Here is a 17,658-nt window from a genome sequence, read left to right on the forward strand (position 1 = left end):
TTGAACCGTGGTCCCGCGAGGTAGAACTCTGGTCCCGCGAGGTAGGACCGTCGTCACTGTGCCCGACGGCGGTCGGGCGTCTGCCGAGGTCGGGGCACCCTCCTGTCGCCTGCCGGGTCGGGTCACCCTCTTGTCGGCGGCCGGGGTCGGGTCTCCTCCCGGCGTGGTCGTGCCCGACGACGGTCGGTCGCCCGCCGTCGTCGGTGTCGCCGCCCCGGGGTGGCTGGGTCGCCGATGGCGGCCGGGTCGCTCGGCGAGGCTGGGTACGGCGCGGCGGGCCACAGCGGGCGTACCGACGCCGGGTGCAGTCGCCCGAGGTGGGCGAAGACCAGGGTGAGTCGAAGCCGGGCGGGGTGGGTGGTGGTGCCGCGTCGTGGCTGGGCCTGGCGGGAGCCGCGAGGAACGAGCGGCGGATGGTAGACGCGGCACCACCACCCACCCCGCCCACCCAGGGCGACCACGCGCCGTCGGGCACGACCACGGTTCTACCTCGCGGGACCACGGTTCTACTTCGGTGGGGGAGGTGGTGGCTCGACCGGTGATGCGGCGGCTGTGACTACCCGGCGGCGGCCTCCGCGGCGGCGAGGAGGACGCAGGTCGCGACGCCGTCCATGGCGACGCGGACCTCCTCGATCGGGGGGAGGGTCGGGGCGAGGCGGAGGACCTTGTCCTCGGGGTCCTTGCCGTACGGGAACGGGGCGCCGGCGGGCGTGAGGGCGATGCCGGCGGCCTTGGCGAGCTCGACGACGCGCGACGCGGTGCCGGGGACGACCTCGAGGCTGACGAAGTAGCCGCCCTTCGGCTCGGTCCACGACGCGACGCCCGCGTCGCCGAGGCGGTCGGCGAGGATGCTCGTCACGGCGTCGAACTTGGGCGCGATGATGTCGCGGTGCTTGCGCATGTGGGCGCGTACGCCGTCGGCGTCGCCGAAGAAGAGCGCGTGGCGGAGCTGGTTGACCTTGTCCGGGCCGATGGACTGGGCTGACAGGTGCTTCTTGTACCAGGCGACGTTCGCGGGGGACGACGCGAGGAACGCGACGCCGGCGCCGGCGAACGTGATCTTCGAGGTCGACGCGTAGAGGAGCACGCGGTCGGGGTGGCCCGCCTCGGCGGCGAGCGAGATCGCGTCGGCGCTCGTCACCTCGTCGTCCGTGAGGTGGTGCAGCGCGTACGCGTTGTCCCAGAGGATCCGGAAGTCGGGCGCGGCGGCGGGCACGGACACGAGCGCGCGCGCGACCTCCTCGGTGACGACCGACCCGTCGGGGTTCGCGTAGGTCGGCACGACCCACATGCCCTTGATCGTCGGGTCCTCGGCGACCAGAGCCGCGACGGCGGCGGCGTCCGGGCCGTCGTCGGTCATGGGCACGGTGATCATCTCGATGCCGAGCGCCTCGCACACCGAGAAGTGGCGGTCGTAGCCGGGCACGGGGCAGATCCAGCGGACCTTCTCCTCGCGGCCCCACGGGCGCTCCGAGCCGGGGACGCCGAACAGGGTCGCGTACGCGAGCGTGTCGTACATGAGCGTGAGGCTCGCGTTGCCGCCCGCGAGGAGCTGCTCGACCGGGACGCCGAGCAGCTCGGCGAAGATCTCCCGGAGCTGCCGCAGCCCGTCGAGGCCGCCGTAGTTGCGCACGTCGGTGCCGCCGGCGTCGGTGTGCACACCCTCGCCCGGGAGCGCGAGCAGGGCCTCGGAGAGGTCGAGCTGCTCGGCCGAGGGCTTGCCGCGCGTGAGGTCCAGCTTCAGCCCCAGGGCCTGCAGGTCGGCGTACGCGCGACGCAGGTCGTCGAGGGACGGGGCGGCGCCGGCGGTGGGAACGTCGGCAGGGGCGGTGGGCTCAGGCTGCGCGGTGGTCACCCTGCGGACTCTACCGACCCCGCGCGAGCGCCGTGAGCGCGTCCTCCAGGGCGGACATCCCGGTCTCGAGGTCGTCCGCGGAGATGGTCAGCGGGGGAGCGAGGCGGATGGTCGACCCGTGCGTGTCCTTGGCGAGGACGCCCCGCGCGAGCAGCGCCTCGCACAGGTCGCGGCCGGTCCCGCGGGCGGGGTCGAGGTCGAGCCCCGCCCACAGCCCGAGCCCGCGCGCGCCGTCGAGCAGTCCCGTCTCCACGAACCCGGCGAGCCGGTCCTGGAACCGGGCGCCGAGCGCGCGCGCCCGGCGCTGCGGTTCGCCCGCCGCGAGGAGGTCCACGACGGCGAGGCCCACCGCGCACGCGAGCGGGTTGCCGCCGAACGTGCTGCCGTGCGTCCCCGGCGTGAGGACCTCGAGCACGTCGCGGCGCCCCACGACCGCGGACACGGGCAGGATCCCGCCGCCCAGTGCCTTGCCGAGCGTCACGAGGTCGGGCCGCACCCCCCACGTCTCGACGGCGAGCGTCGTGCCCGCGCGGCCGAGGCCGGACTGGATCTCGTCCGCGATCAGCAGCACGTCGCGCTCGGCGGTGAGCGCGCGCAGCCGCGGCCAGTAGTCGTCGGGCGGCACGATCACGCCGGACTCGCCCTGCACCGGTTCGAGCAGCACCGCGACGGTGGTGTCGTCGATCGCGCCGGCGACGGCGTCGACGTCGCCGTACGGGACGACCCGGAACCCCGGCGTGTAGGGGTCGAACCCGCGGCGCGCGTCCTCGTCGTCGGAGAACGACACGATCGTCGTCGTGCGACCGTGGAAGTTCCCCGATCCGACGACGATCGTCGCCTCTCCCGGCCGGACGCCCTTGACGTCGTAGCCCCACTTGCGGGCGGTCTTGATCGCGGTCTCGACGGCCTCGGCGCCGGTGTTCATCGGGAGCACGAGGGAGTCCGTCCCGCCCGTGGTGAGCGGCCCGACGAGCGCGGCGAGCGCGTCGGCGAACGGGTGCAGCAGGTCGTGGTCGAACGCGCGCGACGTGAGCGTGACACGCCCGAGCTGGGCGGTCGCGGCGGCGACGAGCGCGGGGTGCCGGTGCCCGAAGTTCAGGGCGGAGTAGCCCGCGAGGAAGTCGAGGTAGCGGCGCCCGTCGACGTCGGTCATCCACGACCCCTCGGCGGTCGCGACGGTCACGGGCAGCGGGTGGTAGTTGTGCGCGAGGGCGTCGCGGGGCCCCTCGCCCGCCGGCCCGGCGACCGCGCGGACGTCCTGCGCGGTCACGACGCGCTCCTCGACGTCGCGGCCGACCCGGCGGCGAGCTCGCGGATCTCGAGGGTGCAGCACTTGGCCCCGCCGCCTCCGCGCAGCAGCTCGGACGTGTCGACGGCGAGCGTCTCGTAGCCGCGCTCGCGCAGCGCGGCGGCGAGCCGCTCGGCGCGCGGTGCGTGCACGACGTGCGCGCCGTCGCTCACCGCGTTGAGGCCCAGCACGACGGCGTCCTCCTCGGTCGCGAGGAGCGCGTCGGGGTAGCGCTCGCGGAGCACCTCCTGCGTGGCGGGCGAGAACGCGGGCGGGTAGTAGACGACGTCCACGGGCGGTGGGCCGGTGAGGCCGGGGTGCGCGCCGTCGTCGGGCACCCGGGTACCCGGGGCCGAGCCGGAGCCCCCGCGCAGCACGGTGAGCGCGGTGTCGAGGTGGTAGAAGCGCGGGTCGACGAGCTCGAGCGTCACGACCTCGCGGCCCCACAGTGCGGCGGCCTCGGCGTGCGCGGCGCGGTCGGTGCGGAAGCCCGTCCCCGCGAGCACGACGTCGCCCGCCACGAGCAGGTCGCCCTCGCCCTCGTTGACGTGCTCGGCGAGGTGGGTGACGTAGCCGTGGTCGGCGAACCACTTGAGGTAGGCGGGGCCCTCGGGTCCGCGCTCGGGGTGCGTGAAGCGCGCGGAGTAGACGAGACCGTCGACGACGGTCGCGCCGTTGGCGGCGTAGACCATGTCCGGCAGGCCCGGGACGGGGTCGATCGTCTCGACGGTGTGGCCGAGGTCGCGGTAGGCGTCGCGCAGGCGCTCCCACTGGGCGACCGCGAGCGGGGTGTCGACCGGCGTGCGCCGGTCCATCCACGGGTTGATCTCGTAGCTCACGGTGAAGTACGTGGGCCGGCACATGAGGTAGTGCCGGGGCTGGCCTGGGCGCATCGCCGCCTCCTCGCGGGAGCCGGGCCCGCCGGGGTGGTGCGGCCCGGGTGGGTGGCCGGACGGGGGTGGCGTCCGGTGCTGCTGGTGAGCTGCCGGTTGGCTGCTGGAAGCCCAGCGTACGTCCGCGACGTGCGCGCGTCCTGGGACGACGCGCTCTCCACAGGCTGTTGACAGCGATATTCTATCGATATATCGTTAGCGTATCGCTGAGAGTCGAGACGACGACTCGCGACCATCGCGAGGCCGGCACGGCCCGCCACCGCTCCGCGGAACACCCGGAGCCCCACGAACACAGGAGACGCATCCCATGAGCTACGCACACCAGCACCGGGGCAGGACCCCGGAGAACGTCCAGAACATGTCCCAGCCGTTCGGCGAGCGTCCCGGGCCGCGGCCCGGCCGCCGTCGTCGCGACGGCTTCCCGCCCGTGCCCGACGACGCGGCCTGGTTCCGCGGCGACGGTCCCCGTGGTCGGGGCGGCGCGCGCCGCGGCGGTGGCCGCGGGTTCGGCGGCCCGGCCGACGGCGGACGGGGTTTCGGCCCCGGCGGGCCGGTCGACGACCGGCGAGGGTTCGGCCCGGGCTTCGGGCCGGGCGGTCCCGGCGGTCCCGGGTTCGGCCCGGGCCACGGCGGGCGTCGTCACGGAGGCCGCGGTCGCGGCCCCGGCCGCGCCGGCCGCGGCGACGTCCGCGCCGCCGTCCTGCTGCTCCTCGCCGAGCAGCCCATGCACGGCTACCAGGTCATCCAGGAGATCGCCGGGCGGAGCGAGGGCCAGTGGCGTCCGAGCCCCGGCGCCGTCTACCCGGCGCTGAACCTGCTCCAGGACGAGGGGCTCGTCGAGCTCTCGGCCGACGGCGGGCGTCGCCTCGCGACGCTCACCGAGGCGGGCACCGCGTACGTCGCGGAGCACGCGGCCGAGCTGGGCGACCCGTTCGCCGACGCCGCCGGTCGCGGCGGGCGCTCGCGGCGCGAGCTGCGCGCGGGCGTCGAGGCGGTCGCCGCGGCGGTCCACCAGGTCGCCCGCACGGGCACCGACGAGCAGGCGAAGGCCGCGGCGGAGCTCCTCGAGCGCACGCGCCGCGAGCTCTACCTGATCCTCGCCGGCCCGGCGACCGGCGCCCCGGTCGAGGACGTCCCCGTCGAGGACGCTCCTGTCGAGAACGAGCCCACGGCCTGACCTCGCCGCACCCCGCCGAACCCGGCGGTCGTTCCCTACCCGCAGCCGTGGGTGGGGACGATCGCCGGGTTCGCCGTCTCTGGTGCCTGCCGACCCCGCCAACCAGCGTTCTACCTCGGCCGACCAGGGTTCTACCTCGGCGGACCAGGGTTCTCTCTCGGCGGGTGGCGGAGGAGAGTGGTCTCGAGGCGGCGCAGCGACGTGCGCATCATCCAGCGCAGCGCGAGGCCGACGAGCGGCGCGGTCACCGCGCGGGGGAGCGGGCCGGCGAGGTAGGCCTCCTCCCACCACACGACCCGGCAGCGACCGTGGCCGAGCGGGACGACGTCGAACCCGGCCTCGCCGAGCAGCACCGGCCCGAGCTTGTGGACGCGCGTGAACCCGGTGCGGCCCGCCGCGACGGACGGGCGGTCGAGCACCTCGACGACCATGCGGTCCGTGAACCCGCGGCCCGTGCGACGAGCGGACGGCCCGCTCACCATCGTGAACCGGTCGCCGGCCTCCGGGCCGCGCGCGGCAGGGGTGGCCATGACCGTGAGCGGGATCCATCGCGGGTGCGTGCGCGGGTCCGCGACCCACGCGAACGCGACGGTCGCGTCGACGTCGAGCTCGCGCGCCACGGTGACCCGCCGCACGGGTCGACCCCGGCGGGGCGCCTCGTCGTCGCCCGTCACTCCGTGTCGCGCGCGGGGGAGTGGTCCCGCCGCCCGCGCCCCGGCAGGAGGCGACGACGTCGCCGGGGGTTCGTCGTGTCGTCGGGCACCGGGACGAGCCGCGGCGGCGCGTCCTCGACCGGCGACTCGACGACCTCGAGGAGCCGCCCGAACACCGACGGCGGCGGCCCGAACGCGCGCCGGGACTGGCCGATCACGCCGTGCCCGAGCGCGCGCGCCCCCGCGACGCCCACGACCGCCCCGATGCCGAACGGGACGAGGCGCCCGATCGCGAGGCCGGACTGCTTGGCGAGCTGGGTGCGCAGGAAGCGGTTGCCGAGCGCCTTGTTCACCTTGACGAGCGTCCCGGCGGGCATGCTCGTGAGCAGGACCTTGCCCCACGCGAGGCCCGAACCCTGGGTCGCGCGCTCGACGTCGCGAGCGCCCTTCTCGCCGAGCACCGTGGCGAGGAGCAGGGCGCGACGGCGCGCGACGTCGTCGACGGCGATCCCGTGCACGTCCGCCACCGCGAGCGCGAACGCGGCCGACGACGCGAAGAACGTCGCGACGTCGCTCGACGTGAGCGCGATCCCGACCCCGGTGCCCACCGACGGGATGGCCGCGGCCGCGCCCACGGCGCCGCCGGCGGCCTGGATGACGAGCAGGTACTCGCGCTCGAGGATCCGCACGATCTGCGCGGGGCTCGCCTCCGGGTTTCGCCGACGCACGCCGTCCACGTGTGCACGGATCACGTGCGACGGGATCGTCACGGCCTTGTCGAGCGCCGCGTCGAGCAGCGGCGTGGGCCGGTAGGCGGCCCAGTCCGTCGCGTCGACGGGCGCGTCCTGCGGCGCCCGCACCGCGCGGCGACCACGCCGCGCGACGGCGTCCGACGGGGGAGTCCCCTGGGGGTCCCACGTCCCGTAGTCCGGCGTGCCGGACGGCTGCTCGTGCGCCATCGCGCCTCCCTCGTCGGTCGGACCTCCCGGCCCGGTCGTCACTCGACGCTGCCGCCCGGCTGCTGGAACACCGTGTGCACGGTCGCGCCGGCCTTGATCGTCCGTCCCACTGTGCAGGTCTTCTCGATCGCCCGCTCGGCGACCGTGAGCAGGCGCTCGCGCGCCTCGTCGTCGAGCGAGGACAGGTCGATCTCGAACCGCTCCGTGATCTCGGGGTAGCGGTCCTCGGGCATGTCCTTGACGCCCTCCGCGTGGATCGTCACGGCGTAGTCGTCGCCGAGCCGCCGCGCGAACGTGCGGTCCGAGCTCATGCCCGCGCACGCGGCCAGCGCGATCTTCAGCAGCTCGCCCGGCGTGAACACCGCGCCCTCGCTCGCGGGCCCGATGAGGACCTGCGCACCGCGCGCGGAGTAGCCCGTGTACGTGCGCACGCCCGTGCGCTCGACCCACAGGGCGTCCGTGGGCGACGGCGACGACGGGGCGATCTCGTCGGGGCCCGTCTGCGGGGTCGTGGTGGCTGGCTCGGTCGTCATGCGTCGATCCTCGCACTCGTGCGGTGCCGGTGCGCTCGTCGCCCACCGGTCGGTCGCTCGCGAGAACGCCGGTGGGCACCTCCGGATTCCCGGTGCCGTCACGGACGACGGCTCCCGGCCGGGCGTCCGCGCGACAGAGGCCGTGACGGTCGTGGTCGCGTGCTCTAGCGTGGCCGCATGATCCCGTCGTCGAGCCCGCTCCCGGTCTCACGGGCGGGAGCACAGGACCCGGATGCGCTCGCCGCGTTCCTCGCGGCGCGGCCGCAGCTCTTCGGCATCGCGTACCGGATGCTCGGGAGCGCGGCCGAGGCGGAGGACGTCGTCCAGGAGGCGTGGATCCGCTGGCAGGGCACCGACCGCTCACGCGTCGAGAACCCGGTCGCGTTCCTCACGACGGTGACGACGAACCTCGCGCTGAACGTCACGACGTCGGCCCGCGTGCGTCGGGAGACGTACGTCGGTCCGTGGCTGCCGGAGCCCGTCGACACGTCGGACGACCCGGCGCTCGGTGCCGAGCGCGCCGAGGCGCTGGAGATCGGCGTGCTCGTGCTCATGGAGCACCTCACCCCGGTGGAGCGCGCGGTCTACGTGCTGCGCGAGGCGTTCGGCTACCCCTACCGGCGTGTGGCCGAGATCGTCGGGACCAGCGAGGCGAACGCGCGCCAGCTCGCGCGTCGTGCGCGGGAGCGCCTGGGCTCGCGGCCCGCGGTCCGGGCCGACCCGGCCGAGCACCGCCGCCTCCTCGAGGCGTTCGCCGCGGCCACGCACGACGGCGACCTGTCCGAGTTCGAGAGGTATCTCGCCGAGTCGGTGGTCGCCCGACCCGACGGCGGCGGCCTGGTGCACGTCTCGCACGTCGAGCTCGTCGGCGTCGCCCGCGTCTCGCTGTACCTCGGCAACGTGGTGCGCAAGTACTGGGCCCGCGCCGACGTGCGGGTCGTCGAGGCGAACGGCCTGCCCGCGCTGCTCATCGAGCAGCACGACCCGCACGGTGCGGCCACGTCGCTCCTGTCGCTGGACGTGGCCGACGGCCTGGTCCGGCGCGTGTTCCTCCAGGTGAACCCGGAGAAGCTCGCCCGCTACCAGGGCGTCTAGCCGCCCGGGCCCGCCGGTCGGGGCGGGCCGACGGACCCGGACGGCGGTCTCAGGCCGCGCGGAGGGAGTCCGGCACGGCGGGTTCGGGCTCTGGCTCGGGGCGCGGCGACGCCGGGGTGGCGCTCGTGGTGGCGACGCTCGCCGTCGCGCCGGCGACGAAGGCCTCGCGGGGCCGCTGGACTGCGGCGAGCGAGACGACGTCGCGCCCGAACAGCGCGCCCGTCGCCCACACGGCGAGCACGCGGGCCGTGCGCTCCCACGTCGGGATCGCGAGCACGTGGTACCCGCGGTGCATGAGCCACGCGAGGCGCCCGCGCACGACGAGACGGCGGTACTCGAAGACGCCCGAGCCGAGGCCGAGCGTCGCGACGACCCCGAGGCTGCCGTGCACGTACGGGCGGGTCGCCCGACCGCGGCGGGCCGCGACCAGGTTCTTGGCCAGGCGACGGCCCTGACGCACGGCGTGCTGGGCGTTGGGGACGGTGAGCGCCCCGGGCCGGGGGACGGCGAGGTCGGGGACGGCGGCGCCGTCGCCCGCGGCCCACGCGTCGGGGACCGTGTCGTCCACGGTCCCGACCCGCAGGTCCGGCCGCGTGACCAGGTAGCCGCGCGCGTCCACGGGCAGGTCCGTGTGGGTCGCGACCACCGGGTTCGCCGCGTTGCCCGCCGTCCACACGAGCAGGCCCGTGGCGAACGACTCGCCGGTCGAGAGCGTCACGACCCCGCCCTCGGCGGACACGAGCCCCGCCTCCAGGTGCACGCGCGCACCGCGGCGCTCGAGCTCGCGCACGACCCACCGCCCGGGGCGCTCGGTCACCTCCGGCAGGATCCGCGCGTTGCGCTCGACGAGGTGGAACCGCAGCTCCGCCGGGTCGATCTCGGGGTAGACGCGCGTGAGGTCGTGGGCGAGCGACAGCAGCTCGGCGAACCCCTCGACGCCGGAGAACCCGCCGCCCACGAACGTCACGGTCAGCAGGCGCTCGCGCTCCGGCCCCGAAGGAAGGCTCGCCGCACGGTCGAACGACGTGAGCAGCCGGTCGCGGATCGCGACGGCCTCCTCGACGTGCTTCATGCCGATCGCGTGCTCGGCGACGCCCGGCACGGGGAACACGCGCGTCACCGCGCCGGCCGTGACGACGACGGTGTCGTACGTCAGGTCGTACGGCTCGCCCGAGCGCGGCCGCACGACGACCGTGCGCCGCGCGTGGTCCACGCGCTCGACCGTCCCGTCGACCAGGCGCGTGCGGCGCAGGTGGCTGCGGTGCGCGACCGCGGCGTGCCGCGCCTCGACCGAGCCCGCGACGACCTCGGGAAGGAACGGCTGGTAGGTCATGTAGGGGCGCGGGTCCACGAGGACGACCTCGACCTCGCCGCGGCGCAGCTCGCGCCGCAGGCGCTTCTCGAGCTCCCGGGCCGCCGTGAAACCGGCGTAGCCCCCACCGACGACGACGATGCGTTCCATCACTGCCTCCTGTGACGTGAGCGAGCCGGGCGCCTGGTGCGCCCTTCCGGCGCGCTCACCCCTTCGACCGGGCAGCCCCGGACGGCGTGACATGACGTGCGTCACTCGCCGGGGGGCCTTGACCTGGAGCGCGCTCCAGGTCGCATCCTCGAACCATGACCGACCTGCTGATCCCGTCGCCGCCCGTCGAGGTCCCGCCCGGGGGCCTGACCATCGGCGACGCCGCGCGCGCCGTCGGGCTGAGCGTCGACACGCTGCGCTACTACGAGAAGGAAGGGCTGCTGCTCGATCCCGCGCCGCGCGACGGCGGCGGTCGGCGACGCTACGGCCCGCACGACGTCGCGTGGCTCGCCGGGCTCGTCATGCTCCGTGAGACGGGCATGTCGATCGCCGACGTGCGCGTCATCGCGGATCTCAGCCGCCGCGGGGGCACGGAGGCCGAACGGCTCGTCGTGCTCGAGCGGCACCGGGAGCGCGTGCTCGCCGAGCTGGAGCGCACGCGCCGTCACCTCGCCGCGCTCGACGCCAAGATCGCGACCTACCGCGCGGTCACGGGCGTCGGCCCCGGCACCACCGCCGACCACGACCAGGAGGACCAGTGACGAACACGTCCACGACCCCCACGACCTCTGCGAGCACGGTGACCCCGGAGACCCGCGCGACCCGCACCCGCTCGACCGCCCGACCGCCCGTCGTCCACCTCGGCGACGGACTGCGCGTCTCCGCGATCGGCCTCGGGGCGATGGGCATGAGCGCGTTCTACGGCCCGACCGACGAGACCGATGCCGTCGCGACGCTCCGGCACGCCGTCGACGCCGGCGTGACCTTCGTCGACACCGCCGAGGCGTACGGGCCGTTCGAGAACGAGAAGCTCGTCGGGCGTGCCCTGCGCGACCGGCGCGACGAGGTCGTGCTCGCGACCAAGGCCTCGGCGGAGACGGACGACGACGGCACGGTCCACGGGCGCAACGGCACGCCCGAGTACATCCGCCGCGCGGCCGACCGCTCGCTGCGTCACCTCGGCACCGACGTGATCGACCTCTACTACCTGCACCGGGCCGACCCGGCCGTGCCGATCGAGGAGTCCGTGGGCGCGATGTCCGAGCTCGTCGCCGCCGGCAAGGTCCGTCACCTCGGGCTGTCGGAGGTGTCGGTCGAGACGATCCGGCGCGCGCACGCCGTCCACCCGCTCGCGGCCGTGCAGTCGGAGCTCTCGCTCTTCTCACCGGACGTGCTGCGCAACGGCGAGAAGGCCGTCATGGACGAGCTCGGCATCGGGTTCGTCGCGTTCTCCCCGCTCGGGCGCGGCGTGCTCACGAGCAGCGTGCGCAGCCTCGACGACCTCGCGCCCGACGACGCCCGTCGCGGCCTGCCCCGCTTCCAGCCCGAGGCCTTCGCCGCGAACCTGCGGCTCGTGGACCGGGTGCGCGAGATCGCGGCCGAGAAGGGCGCGACCGAGGCGCAGGTCGCGCTCGCGTGGGTCGTCGCGCAGGGTGCGGTGCCGATCCCCGGGACCCGCCGCCCCGAGCGCCTCGACGAGAACGCAGCCGCCGCAGGCCTGGAGCTCACCGCCGACGACCTGCGTCGCCTCGCCGACGCCGTGCCGCAGGAGCAGGTCGCGGGCCACCGCGACTACGCCCCGACGCCGGACGGCCAGGACCGCTGAGGCGGTCGGGGTTCCGGTGCGATCGAGACACGACCGGCCGACCAGCGTGTTTGACCGGCCCGCGGCGACGACCGAGACTGGCGACCGTGGCCCTCGACGCGATCGACTCCCCGCCCGCCCGTGCGACCGAGGGCGAGCCCGCGCCGTCGGGCACCGTTCCTGACACGGTCCCGACCCCGTACGAGGACCTCCTGCGCGACGTCCTGGCGAACGGGACGCCCAAGGGCGACCGGACCGGGACGGGGACGCGCAGCGTGTTCGGGCGGCAGATCCGTTTCGACCTGGCCCAGGGCTTTCCCCTGATCACCACCAAGCGAGTCCACCTCAAGTCTGTCGCGTACGAGCTGCTGTGGTTCCTGCGCGGCGACTCGAACGTGCGCTGGCTCCAGGAGCGCGGCGTGAGCATCTGGGACGAGTGGGCGGACGCCGACGGCGAGCTCGGACCGGTCTACGGCGTGCAGTGGCGCTCGTGGCCGACGCCGGACGGACGCCACGTCGACCAGGTCGCCCAGGTGATCGAGCAGATCAGGGCGAACCCCGACTCGCGCCGCCACATCGTCTCCGCCTGGAACGTCGCGGAGATCGAGAACATGGCGCTGCCGCCGTGCCACGCGTTCTTCCAGTTCTACGTGGCCGACGGCAGGCTGTCGTGCCAGCTCTACCAGCGCTCGGCCGACCTGTTCCTCGGCGTGCCGTTCAACATCGCGTCGTACGCGCTGCTCGTCCACATGGTCGCGGCGCAGACCGGGCTCGAGGTCGGCGACTTCGTGTGGACCGGCGGCGACGTGCACATCTACGACAACCACGTCGAGCAGGTGCGCGAGCAGCTCACGCGCGAGCCCTACCCCTACCCGACGCTGCGCCTCGCACCCCGCGAATCGATCGACGCGTACGAGTACGAGGACATCGAGGTCGTCGGGTACCAGCACCACCCGACGATCAAGGCCCCGATCGCGGTCTGACCGCGGTCCGACGGACATGGAGCAGACGACGAGCGTCGGCGCGCCCGGAGGCCCGACGCTCGGCCTGATCTGGGCGCAGGCGCGCGACACCGCGGGTCGTCCCGTCATCGGGGCGGGCGGCACCATGCCGTGGCACCTGCCCGAGGACCTCGCGCACTTCAAGCGGGTCACGTCCGGCCACCCCGTCGTCATGGGTCGCCGCACGTGGGACTCGCTCCCGCCCCGGTTCCGCCCCCTGCCCGGGCGGACGAACGTCGTCGTGACGCGGCAGGCCGGGTGGTCGCCCGGAGGCCAGGCTCCCCGAGCCGGCACGTCCGGCGCCGGTGCGTCCGGGGTCGCGCTGCCGGACGACGCTGGCCCGGCCGCGGACGGCGGCCCGCCCGTGCGCGTGGCCGGGTCCGTCACCGAGGCCCTCGCCGCTGCCCGCGAGGCGGCGCGTGCCACCGGGTCCGGCGAGGTCTGGGTCATGGGCGGCGCGCAGCTCTACGACGCGACGCTGGCGCTCGCGGACCGGTGCGTCGTCACCGAGATCGACACCCTCGTCGAGGGAGACACGTTCGCCCCCGACGTCCCCGCCGGGTGGACGGTGCACGAGGGGGAGTGGGCGACGTCGTCCACCGGCCTGCGCTACCGGTTCGTGGACGCCGCGCGCCGCTGAACGGGTCGCGCCGCCGGATCGGCTAAACGAGTCCGGTCGGCTCGATGGGGCCGAGCCGCGCCGGCGGGACGGGGTGCGGCTCCTCGAGGGTCTCGACGTCGGCCTCCTGGGGCGTGGTGAGGCGCGCGACGGCCTCGTCGAGGTTGGTCGTGATCGCGGCGACCAGTCCGTCCGCGTCGCGTCGCTCCAGAAGGTCGACGATCACCTCGTGCGACGCGGCGGAGTCGGCCCGGACGGCGTACTCGTCGCTCACCGTGAAGCTCGCGACCCGGACCTCGACGATGAGCGTCGTCATCCAGCGCAGGAGCCAGGGGTTGCCACCGGCGGCGACGAGCGTCCAGTGCAGGTTGAGGTCCGCGTCGCCGATGCGCCGGGGGTCCTGCGAGTCGCCCGCGGCGACGAGCGCCTCGTAGGCAGCCCGCACGGTCGCGACCTCGGGATCGCGGGCCCGCTCCACGGCGAGGCGCGCCGCCGACGTCTCGACGGTCGTTCGCGCCGCGTACAGCGCCGGGATGCGGTCCCGGCCGATCGTCACGACGCTCAGCCCGCGCCCGGGCGTCGCGGTGAGCAGGCCCTCCTGGACGAGCCGCTGGGCGGCCTCGCGGAACGGTCCCCGGCTTACGCCGAGCTGCCCGGCGATCTCGACCTCGCGGATGGATGACCCGACGCGCAGCGCTCCGGAGTACACGGCGTCGCGCAGCTCTCGCGCGATGAGGTCGACCGTCGAGGGCCGGGTCACCGGCGAGAGGAACGGCGCGGCGCCGAGCGGCGCGCGCGAGGTCGGGCTCATCGAGTCCCCTTCCGCGTCGTGGTCGTGCGTGTGCCGTGGCCGTCCGGGCGTGCGCCCGCTCGGTCGAGGTCACGATCCGGTATCACATCATCCCCTGTCCGGTGGTCGTCGTGCTGCGCGGGCCGTGCTCGCGACCGTCCGTGTCGCGACGGGTCGGAGCCGGGCGCCGATGCGGGCGTCGGTGCAGGTCAGCACGCCGGGCCGGGGTGCTGGGCCGTGCCGCCCCGGTCCGGGTCCGGGGCGTCGAACTCGTTGATTGTAGACAATCGGACAGTAGGACGGTCGGATTGTCTAACGGTCGACAAGTGGTTAACGTGTTCGACCGTCCGCCTACCCCACGACCGTCCGCGACCGTCCGCGCTCGCCGGGCACGAAGGGAACCATGACTTCCACGCGAACCCCCGCGACCCGACGCCGCACCGCCCTCGCAGTCGGCGCCGCCGCACTGCTCACCCTCGCGACGGCGTGCTCGAGCGTCGACGGCGGCTCCGGCGGCACGACCGGGGAGGGCGGTGGGCTCCTCGGCGACCTCCAGGACTCCGGGACCATCACCGTCGGCTTCGCCGGCGAGGACCCCTACAGCTACCAGGACGACTCCGGCGAGCTCACCGGCGCGGCCGTCGCGCTCAACGAGGCGATCTACGCCGAGCTGGGCATCGACACCGTCGAGGGCACGCTCACCGAGTGGAACTCCCTCATCCCCGGGCTCAACGCCGACCGGTTCGACTCGATCAGCGCGGGGATGTCGATCCTGCCGGAGCGCTGCGAGCAGGCCGCGTTCAGCGAGCCGGAGATCATGTACACCACCGCGTTCCTCGTGCCCGAGGGCAACCCGAAGAACCTCTCCGACTGGCAGTCGGCCGTCGACGCCGGCGTGAACCTCGCCGTCATGTCGGGCGCGATCGAGGCCGGGTACGCCGACCGGACCGACGTCCGCACGACCCAGGTCGGGAGCCCGCAGGACGGGCTCGACGCCGTCGTCTCGGGTCGTGCCGACGCGTTCGCGCTGACCGGCATCTCGCTGCGCGCCTTGGCCGAGAGCGCGGACGCGCCCGTCGAGGCGACCGAGTCCTTCGTCGCCGTCATCGACGGGATCCCGCAGATCGGGGCCGGGGCGACCGTCTTCCGGACGGGCGACACGGACCTCCTCGACGCGTACAACGAGCAGCTCGCCGAGATCGTCGCCGACCCGCAGCGGTACGAGGACGTCCTCGGGCCGTTCGGCTTCACCGAGGCCGAGCGTCCCGTCGAGGGCCTGACCGCCGAGATGCTCTGCGAGGGCGACCTCGAGAAGATCGCGGACGAGCTCGGCCCGGAGCTCGGCCTGGACTCCTGACCCGATGTCGGACGACATCGAGACGCTCGTCGCGCGGCTCCCGCAGCTCGGCGACGCCGTCCTGGTCACCCTGCAGCTGACGGTCGGCGGCGCGCTGCTCGCCATGGTCGTCGCCCTGCTGCTCGGGTTCGGCTCGCGCACCCGCACCCTGTGGGTGCGCGGGCCCTCCCGGGTCGTCGTGGAGTTCTTCCGCGGGACGTCGCTCGTGGTCCAGTTCTTCTGGCTCTTCTACGTGCTCCCGGCGTTCGGCTTCAAGCTGGAGTCGATGGCGGTCGGGATCCTCGCGCTCGGCCTCAACTACGGGGCCTACGGCGCCGAGGTGGTGCGAGGGTCGATCAACTCCGTGCCCCGTGGCCAGTGGGAGGCGTGCACCGCCCTCAACCTGGGCCCGGTCCACCGGATCCGTCGCGTGATCTTCCCCCAGGCCTGGGCGCTCATGCTCCCGATGCTCGCGAACCTGCTCATCCAGCTGCTCAAGGGGTCGGCGCTCGCGACGTACGTCTACCTGCACGACGTCTTCTTCTGGACCGACCAGCTCCGCACGGCGACGCGCGACACGTTCTTCAGCTTCACCGTCGGGCTCGTCGTGTACTTCGTCATCGCCTACGTGCTCACGTGGGGCATGAACGGGCTCGAGGCCCGGGCCAAGCGCCGCCTCGGCGTCGTCCCGACCCGCCCCACGCTGCGTGACGTGCTCCGGGTGCGGCCCGCCGACCCCGCGTCGCCGGGGACGGCACCCTCCGGCCGGCCGGCCACCGGTGACGACGTCGCGACGGCCGGGTCGCAGGACGACGAGGCCGGTGCGCGCGTCGCCACGGGCGCCCGGAGAGGGGAGGACTCATGAACGGGGTCTGGAGCTGGGACCGTGCTCTCCAGGTGCTGCCCGAGCTGCTCGACGGGCTCGTGGTCACGGTGCTCGCGACCGTCGTCGGCATGGTCATCGCGGCCGTGCTCGGGCTGCTCGTCGCGCTCGCGGGACGCGCACCGAGCCGCTGGGTGACGGCGCCGCTGCGCCTCGTCGTGGACTTCGTCCGCATGACCCCGCTGCTCGTCCAGCTCGTGTTCGTCTACCTGATGCTGCCGGCCGTGCCCGGGATCGTGGTCGGGTGCGTCGTCCTCGGCGTGCACTACGCGACCTACATGTCGGAGGTCTACCGTGCCGGGATCGACGCGGTCCCGCGCGGCCAGTGGGAGGCCGCGACGGCGCTCAACCTGCCGCGCGGGCGCACCTGGCGTGCCGTGATCCTCCCGCAGGCGATCAAGAACACCCTGCCGGGCCTCGGGAACTACGCGGTCTCGATGTTCAAGGAGACGCCGTTCCTCTTCGCGATCTCCGTCGTGGAGATGTTCACCGCCGCCCAGACGTTCGGCGCCAACACGTTCTCGTACATCGAGCCGCTCACCATGGTCGGCCTGCTCTTCCTCCTCGTGAGCTACCCGACCTCGCTGCTCGTCCGACGCATGGAGACCCGCCTTGCCTGACCCGACCACCTCCACCGGGAGGACCACCGTGACAGACCGTGCGACCGAGGCGGGGAACCCCGCGGGGACCGTGCCGGCCATCGAGTTCCGCGACGTCGTGAAGCGCTTCGGCGACAACGTCGTCCTGGACGGGCTGAGCTTCGACGTCCCGCAGGGCGACCGCGTGACCCTCATCGGCCCGTCCGGCTCCGGCAAGACGACGATCCTGCGCCTGCTCATGACGCTGGAGGAGGCCGACGGCGGGCTGATCCACATCGACGGCGACCCCTACACGCACGAGTACCGGGGCCCGAAGCGCGTCGCGATCCCCGAGAAGCGGCGCCGTGTGGTGCGCAACCGGGTCGGGATGGTCTTCCAGCAGTTCAACCTGTTCCCCAACATGACCGTCCTGGAGAACATCGTCGAGGCCCCGGTGCACGTGCTCCGGCAGCCGAAGGACGAGGCGGTCGCGCGCGCGGAGCAGCTCCTCGACCAGGTCGGGCTCGCCGACAAGCGGGACGCGCGGTGCACCCAGCTCTCCGGTGGTCAGCAGCAGCGTGTGGCGATCGCCCGGGCGCTCGCCATGGATCCCGAGATCCTGCTGCTCGACGAGGTGACCTCCGCGCTCGACCCGGAGATCGTCGCCGACGTGCTCGGGGTCCTGCGCGACGTGGCCGCGAGCACGGACATCACGATGCTCCTCGTCACGCACGAGATGCAGTTCGCGCGCGAGGTGTCGAACCGCGTGCTCATGTTCGACCACGGCAGGATCGTCGAGGAGGCCGACCCGGAGACGATGTTCACCGCACCCCGGCACGAGCGCACGCAGGAGTTCTTGCGGGCCGTGCTCGGCTGAGGCACGAGGTCGGC

18 protein-coding genes are annotated in these 17,658 nt (G+C 74.2%); 10 read left to right on the forward strand and 8 right to left on the reverse strand.

Annotation, left to right across the window (positions count from 1 at the left end; genetic code table 11):
- Positions 1-556: 556 nt before the first annotated feature.
- From FIC82_RS06470 to ddaH, 3 genes are read right to left on the reverse strand one after another with little or no spacing between them, the layout of a single operon-like run.
- A complete protein-coding gene (locus FIC82_RS06470) occupies positions 557-1,855 on the reverse strand; it encodes an aspartate aminotransferase type Ic (RefSeq protein ID WP_168731558.1) in 1,299 nt (432 codons plus the stop codon).
- Positions 1,856-1,865: 10 nt separating this feature from the next.
- On the reverse strand, positions 1,866-3,125 hold the full coding sequence (gene rocD, locus FIC82_RS06475) for an ornithine--oxo-acid transaminase (protein WP_168731559.1): 1,260 nt from the start codon (positions 3,123-3,125) through the stop codon (positions 1,866-1,868).
- Positions 3,122-4,036, reverse strand: coding sequence for a dimethylargininase (gene ddaH, locus FIC82_RS06480; RefSeq protein WP_154797981.1), 915 nt, complete (start codon positions 4,034-4,036; stop codon positions 3,122-3,124). Before ddaH ends, rocD begins: the two co-directional genes overlap by 4 nt.
- A gap of 307 nt (positions 4,037-4,343) precedes the next feature.
- Here ddaH and FIC82_RS06485 point away from each other — a divergent pair, with 307 nt between their 5' ends.
- Complete coding sequence (locus FIC82_RS06485) at positions 4,344-5,213, forward strand: PadR family transcriptional regulator (RefSeq protein ID WP_253691530.1); 870 nt, start codon at positions 4,344-4,346, stop codon at positions 5,211-5,213.
- 131 nt (positions 5,214-5,344) lie between these two features.
- On the opposite strand, the gene FIC82_RS06490 is transcribed toward FIC82_RS06485, so the two are convergent.
- From FIC82_RS06490 to FIC82_RS06500, 3 genes are read right to left on the reverse strand one after another with little or no spacing between them, the layout of a single operon-like run.
- Positions 5,345-5,848, reverse strand: a complete 504-nt coding sequence (locus FIC82_RS06490) for an SRPBCC family protein (protein WP_154797982.1) — start codon at positions 5,846-5,848, stop codon at positions 5,345-5,347.
- A gap of 35 nt (positions 5,849-5,883) precedes the next feature.
- Positions 5,884-6,825 (reverse strand): hypothetical protein, encoded by a 942-nt coding sequence (locus tag FIC82_RS06495; RefSeq protein ID WP_253691531.1) that lies wholly within the window; start codon positions 6,823-6,825, stop codon positions 5,884-5,886.
- A 38-nt stretch (positions 6,826-6,863) separates the two neighbouring features.
- Positions 6,864-7,358, reverse strand: coding sequence for an OsmC family protein (locus FIC82_RS06500; RefSeq protein ID WP_154797983.1), 495 nt, complete (start codon positions 7,356-7,358; stop codon positions 6,864-6,866).
- Between the two features lie 177 nt (positions 7,359-7,535).
- On the opposite strand from FIC82_RS06500, the gene FIC82_RS06505 reads away from it, so the two are divergent.
- Complete coding sequence (locus FIC82_RS06505) at positions 7,536-8,453, forward strand: sigma-70 family RNA polymerase sigma factor (protein WP_154797984.1); 918 nt, start codon at positions 7,536-7,538, stop codon at positions 8,451-8,453.
- A 49-nt stretch (positions 8,454-8,502) separates the two neighbouring features.
- Here FIC82_RS06505 and FIC82_RS06510 read toward each other — a convergent pair whose 3' ends face one another.
- On the reverse strand, positions 8,503-9,915 hold the full coding sequence (locus tag FIC82_RS06510; RefSeq protein ID WP_154797985.1) for an NAD(P)/FAD-dependent oxidoreductase: 1,413 nt from the start codon (positions 9,913-9,915) through the stop codon (positions 8,503-8,505).
- 155 nt (positions 9,916-10,070) lie between these two features.
- On the opposite strand from FIC82_RS06510, the gene FIC82_RS06515 reads away from it, so the two are divergent.
- The 4 genes from FIC82_RS06515 to FIC82_RS06530 all read left to right on the forward strand — a co-directional run bounded on the left by FIC82_RS06515 (position 10,071) and on the right by FIC82_RS06530 (position 13,201).
- Positions 10,071-10,517: a MerR family transcriptional regulator gene (locus FIC82_RS06515; RefSeq protein WP_154797986.1), complete on the forward strand. Its 447-nt coding sequence runs from the start codon at positions 10,071-10,073 to the stop codon at positions 10,515-10,517.
- A 110-nt stretch (positions 10,518-10,627) separates the two neighbouring features.
- A complete protein-coding gene (locus tag FIC82_RS06520) occupies positions 10,628-11,581 on the forward strand; it encodes an aldo/keto reductase (RefSeq protein WP_418884353.1) in 954 nt (317 codons plus the stop codon).
- Positions 11,582-11,772: 191 nt separating this feature from the next.
- On the forward strand, positions 11,773-12,543 hold the full coding sequence (locus FIC82_RS06525; protein ID WP_253691759.1) for a thymidylate synthase: 771 nt from the start codon (positions 11,773-11,775) through the stop codon (positions 12,541-12,543).
- Positions 12,544-12,559: 16 nt separating this feature from the next.
- Positions 12,560-13,201: a dihydrofolate reductase gene (locus tag FIC82_RS06530; protein WP_154797987.1), complete on the forward strand. Its 642-nt coding sequence runs from the start codon at positions 12,560-12,562 to the stop codon at positions 13,199-13,201.
- A 22-nt stretch (positions 13,202-13,223) separates the two neighbouring features.
- Here FIC82_RS06530 and FIC82_RS06535 read toward each other — a convergent pair whose 3' ends face one another.
- Positions 13,224-13,991, reverse strand: a complete 768-nt coding sequence (locus tag FIC82_RS06535; protein ID WP_154797988.1) for a GntR family transcriptional regulator — start codon at positions 13,989-13,991, stop codon at positions 13,224-13,226.
- 382 nt (positions 13,992-14,373) lie between these two features.
- On the opposite strand from FIC82_RS06535, the gene FIC82_RS06540 reads away from it, so the two are divergent.
- From FIC82_RS06540 to ehuA, 4 genes are read left to right on the forward strand one after another with little or no spacing between them, the layout of a single operon-like run.
- Complete coding sequence (locus FIC82_RS06540; RefSeq protein WP_154797989.1) at positions 14,374-15,327, forward strand: transporter substrate-binding domain-containing protein; 954 nt, start codon at positions 14,374-14,376, stop codon at positions 15,325-15,327.
- 4 nt (positions 15,328-15,331) lie between these two features.
- Entirely contained in the window at positions 15,332-16,171 is an 840-nt protein-coding gene (gene ehuC, locus FIC82_RS06545; RefSeq protein ID WP_154797990.1) for an ectoine/hydroxyectoine ABC transporter permease subunit EhuC, read from the forward strand.
- The gene (ehuD, locus tag FIC82_RS06550; RefSeq protein WP_154797991.1) at positions 16,168-16,809 is read left to right on the forward strand and encodes an ectoine/hydroxyectoine ABC transporter permease subunit EhuD; all 642 of its coding nucleotides are present in this window, start codon (positions 16,168-16,170) and stop codon (positions 16,807-16,809) included. The genes ehuC and ehuD overlap by 4 nt, the downstream gene beginning before the upstream one ends.
- 28 nt (positions 16,810-16,837) lie before the next feature.
- Positions 16,838-17,644, forward strand: coding sequence for an ectoine/hydroxyectoine ABC transporter ATP-binding protein EhuA (ehuA, locus tag FIC82_RS06555; protein ID WP_269808404.1), 807 nt, complete (start codon positions 16,838-16,840; stop codon positions 17,642-17,644).
- Positions 17,645-17,658 lie beyond the last annotated feature (14 nt).

The sequence above is a fragment of the Cellulosimicrobium protaetiae genome, from assembly GCF_009708005.2.
GTDB lineage: Bacteria > Actinomycetota > Actinomycetes > Actinomycetales > Cellulomonadaceae > Cellulosimicrobium > Cellulosimicrobium protaetiae.

What these genes read in the sequence shown, in the direction of transcription:
- ddaH (WP_154797981.1), bottom strand. Translation starts at nt 4,036, where the DNA reads ATGCGCCCAGGCCAGCCCCGGCACTACCTCATGTGCCGGCCCACGTAC.
- FIC82_RS06485 (WP_253691530.1), top strand. Translation starts at nt 4,344, where the DNA reads ATGAGCTACGCACACCAGCACCGGGGCAGGACCCCGGAGAACGTCCAG.
- FIC82_RS06495 (WP_253691531.1), bottom strand. Translation starts at nt 6,825, where the DNA reads ATGGCGCACGAGCAGCCGTCCGGCACGCCGGACTACGGGACGTGGGAC.
- FIC82_RS06500 (WP_154797983.1), bottom strand. Translation starts at nt 7,358, where the DNA reads ATGACGACCGAGCCAGCCACCACGACCCCGCAGACGGGCCCCGACGAG.
- FIC82_RS06505 (WP_154797984.1), top strand. Translation starts at nt 7,536, where the DNA reads ATGATCCCGTCGTCGAGCCCGCTCCCGGTCTCACGGGCGGGAGCACAG.
- FIC82_RS06510 (WP_154797985.1), bottom strand. Translation starts at nt 9,915, where the DNA reads ATGGAACGCATCGTCGTCGTCGGTGGGGGCTACGCCGGTTTCACGGCG.
- FIC82_RS06515 (WP_154797986.1), top strand. Translation starts at nt 10,071, where the DNA reads ATGACCGACCTGCTGATCCCGTCGCCGCCCGTCGAGGTCCCGCCCGGG.
- FIC82_RS06530 (WP_154797987.1), top strand. Translation starts at nt 12,560, where the DNA reads ATGGAGCAGACGACGAGCGTCGGCGCGCCCGGAGGCCCGACGCTCGGC.
- FIC82_RS06535 (WP_154797988.1), bottom strand. Translation starts at nt 13,991, where the DNA reads ATGAGCCCGACCTCGCGCGCGCCGCTCGGCGCCGCGCCGTTCCTCTCG.
- FIC82_RS06540 (WP_154797989.1), top strand. Translation starts at nt 14,374, where the DNA reads ATGACTTCCACGCGAACCCCCGCGACCCGACGCCGCACCGCCCTCGCA.
- ehuC (WP_154797990.1), top strand. Translation starts at nt 15,332, where the DNA reads ATGTCGGACGACATCGAGACGCTCGTCGCGCGGCTCCCGCAGCTCGGC.
- ehuD (WP_154797991.1), top strand. Translation starts at nt 16,168, where the DNA reads ATGAACGGGGTCTGGAGCTGGGACCGTGCTCTCCAGGTGCTGCCCGAG.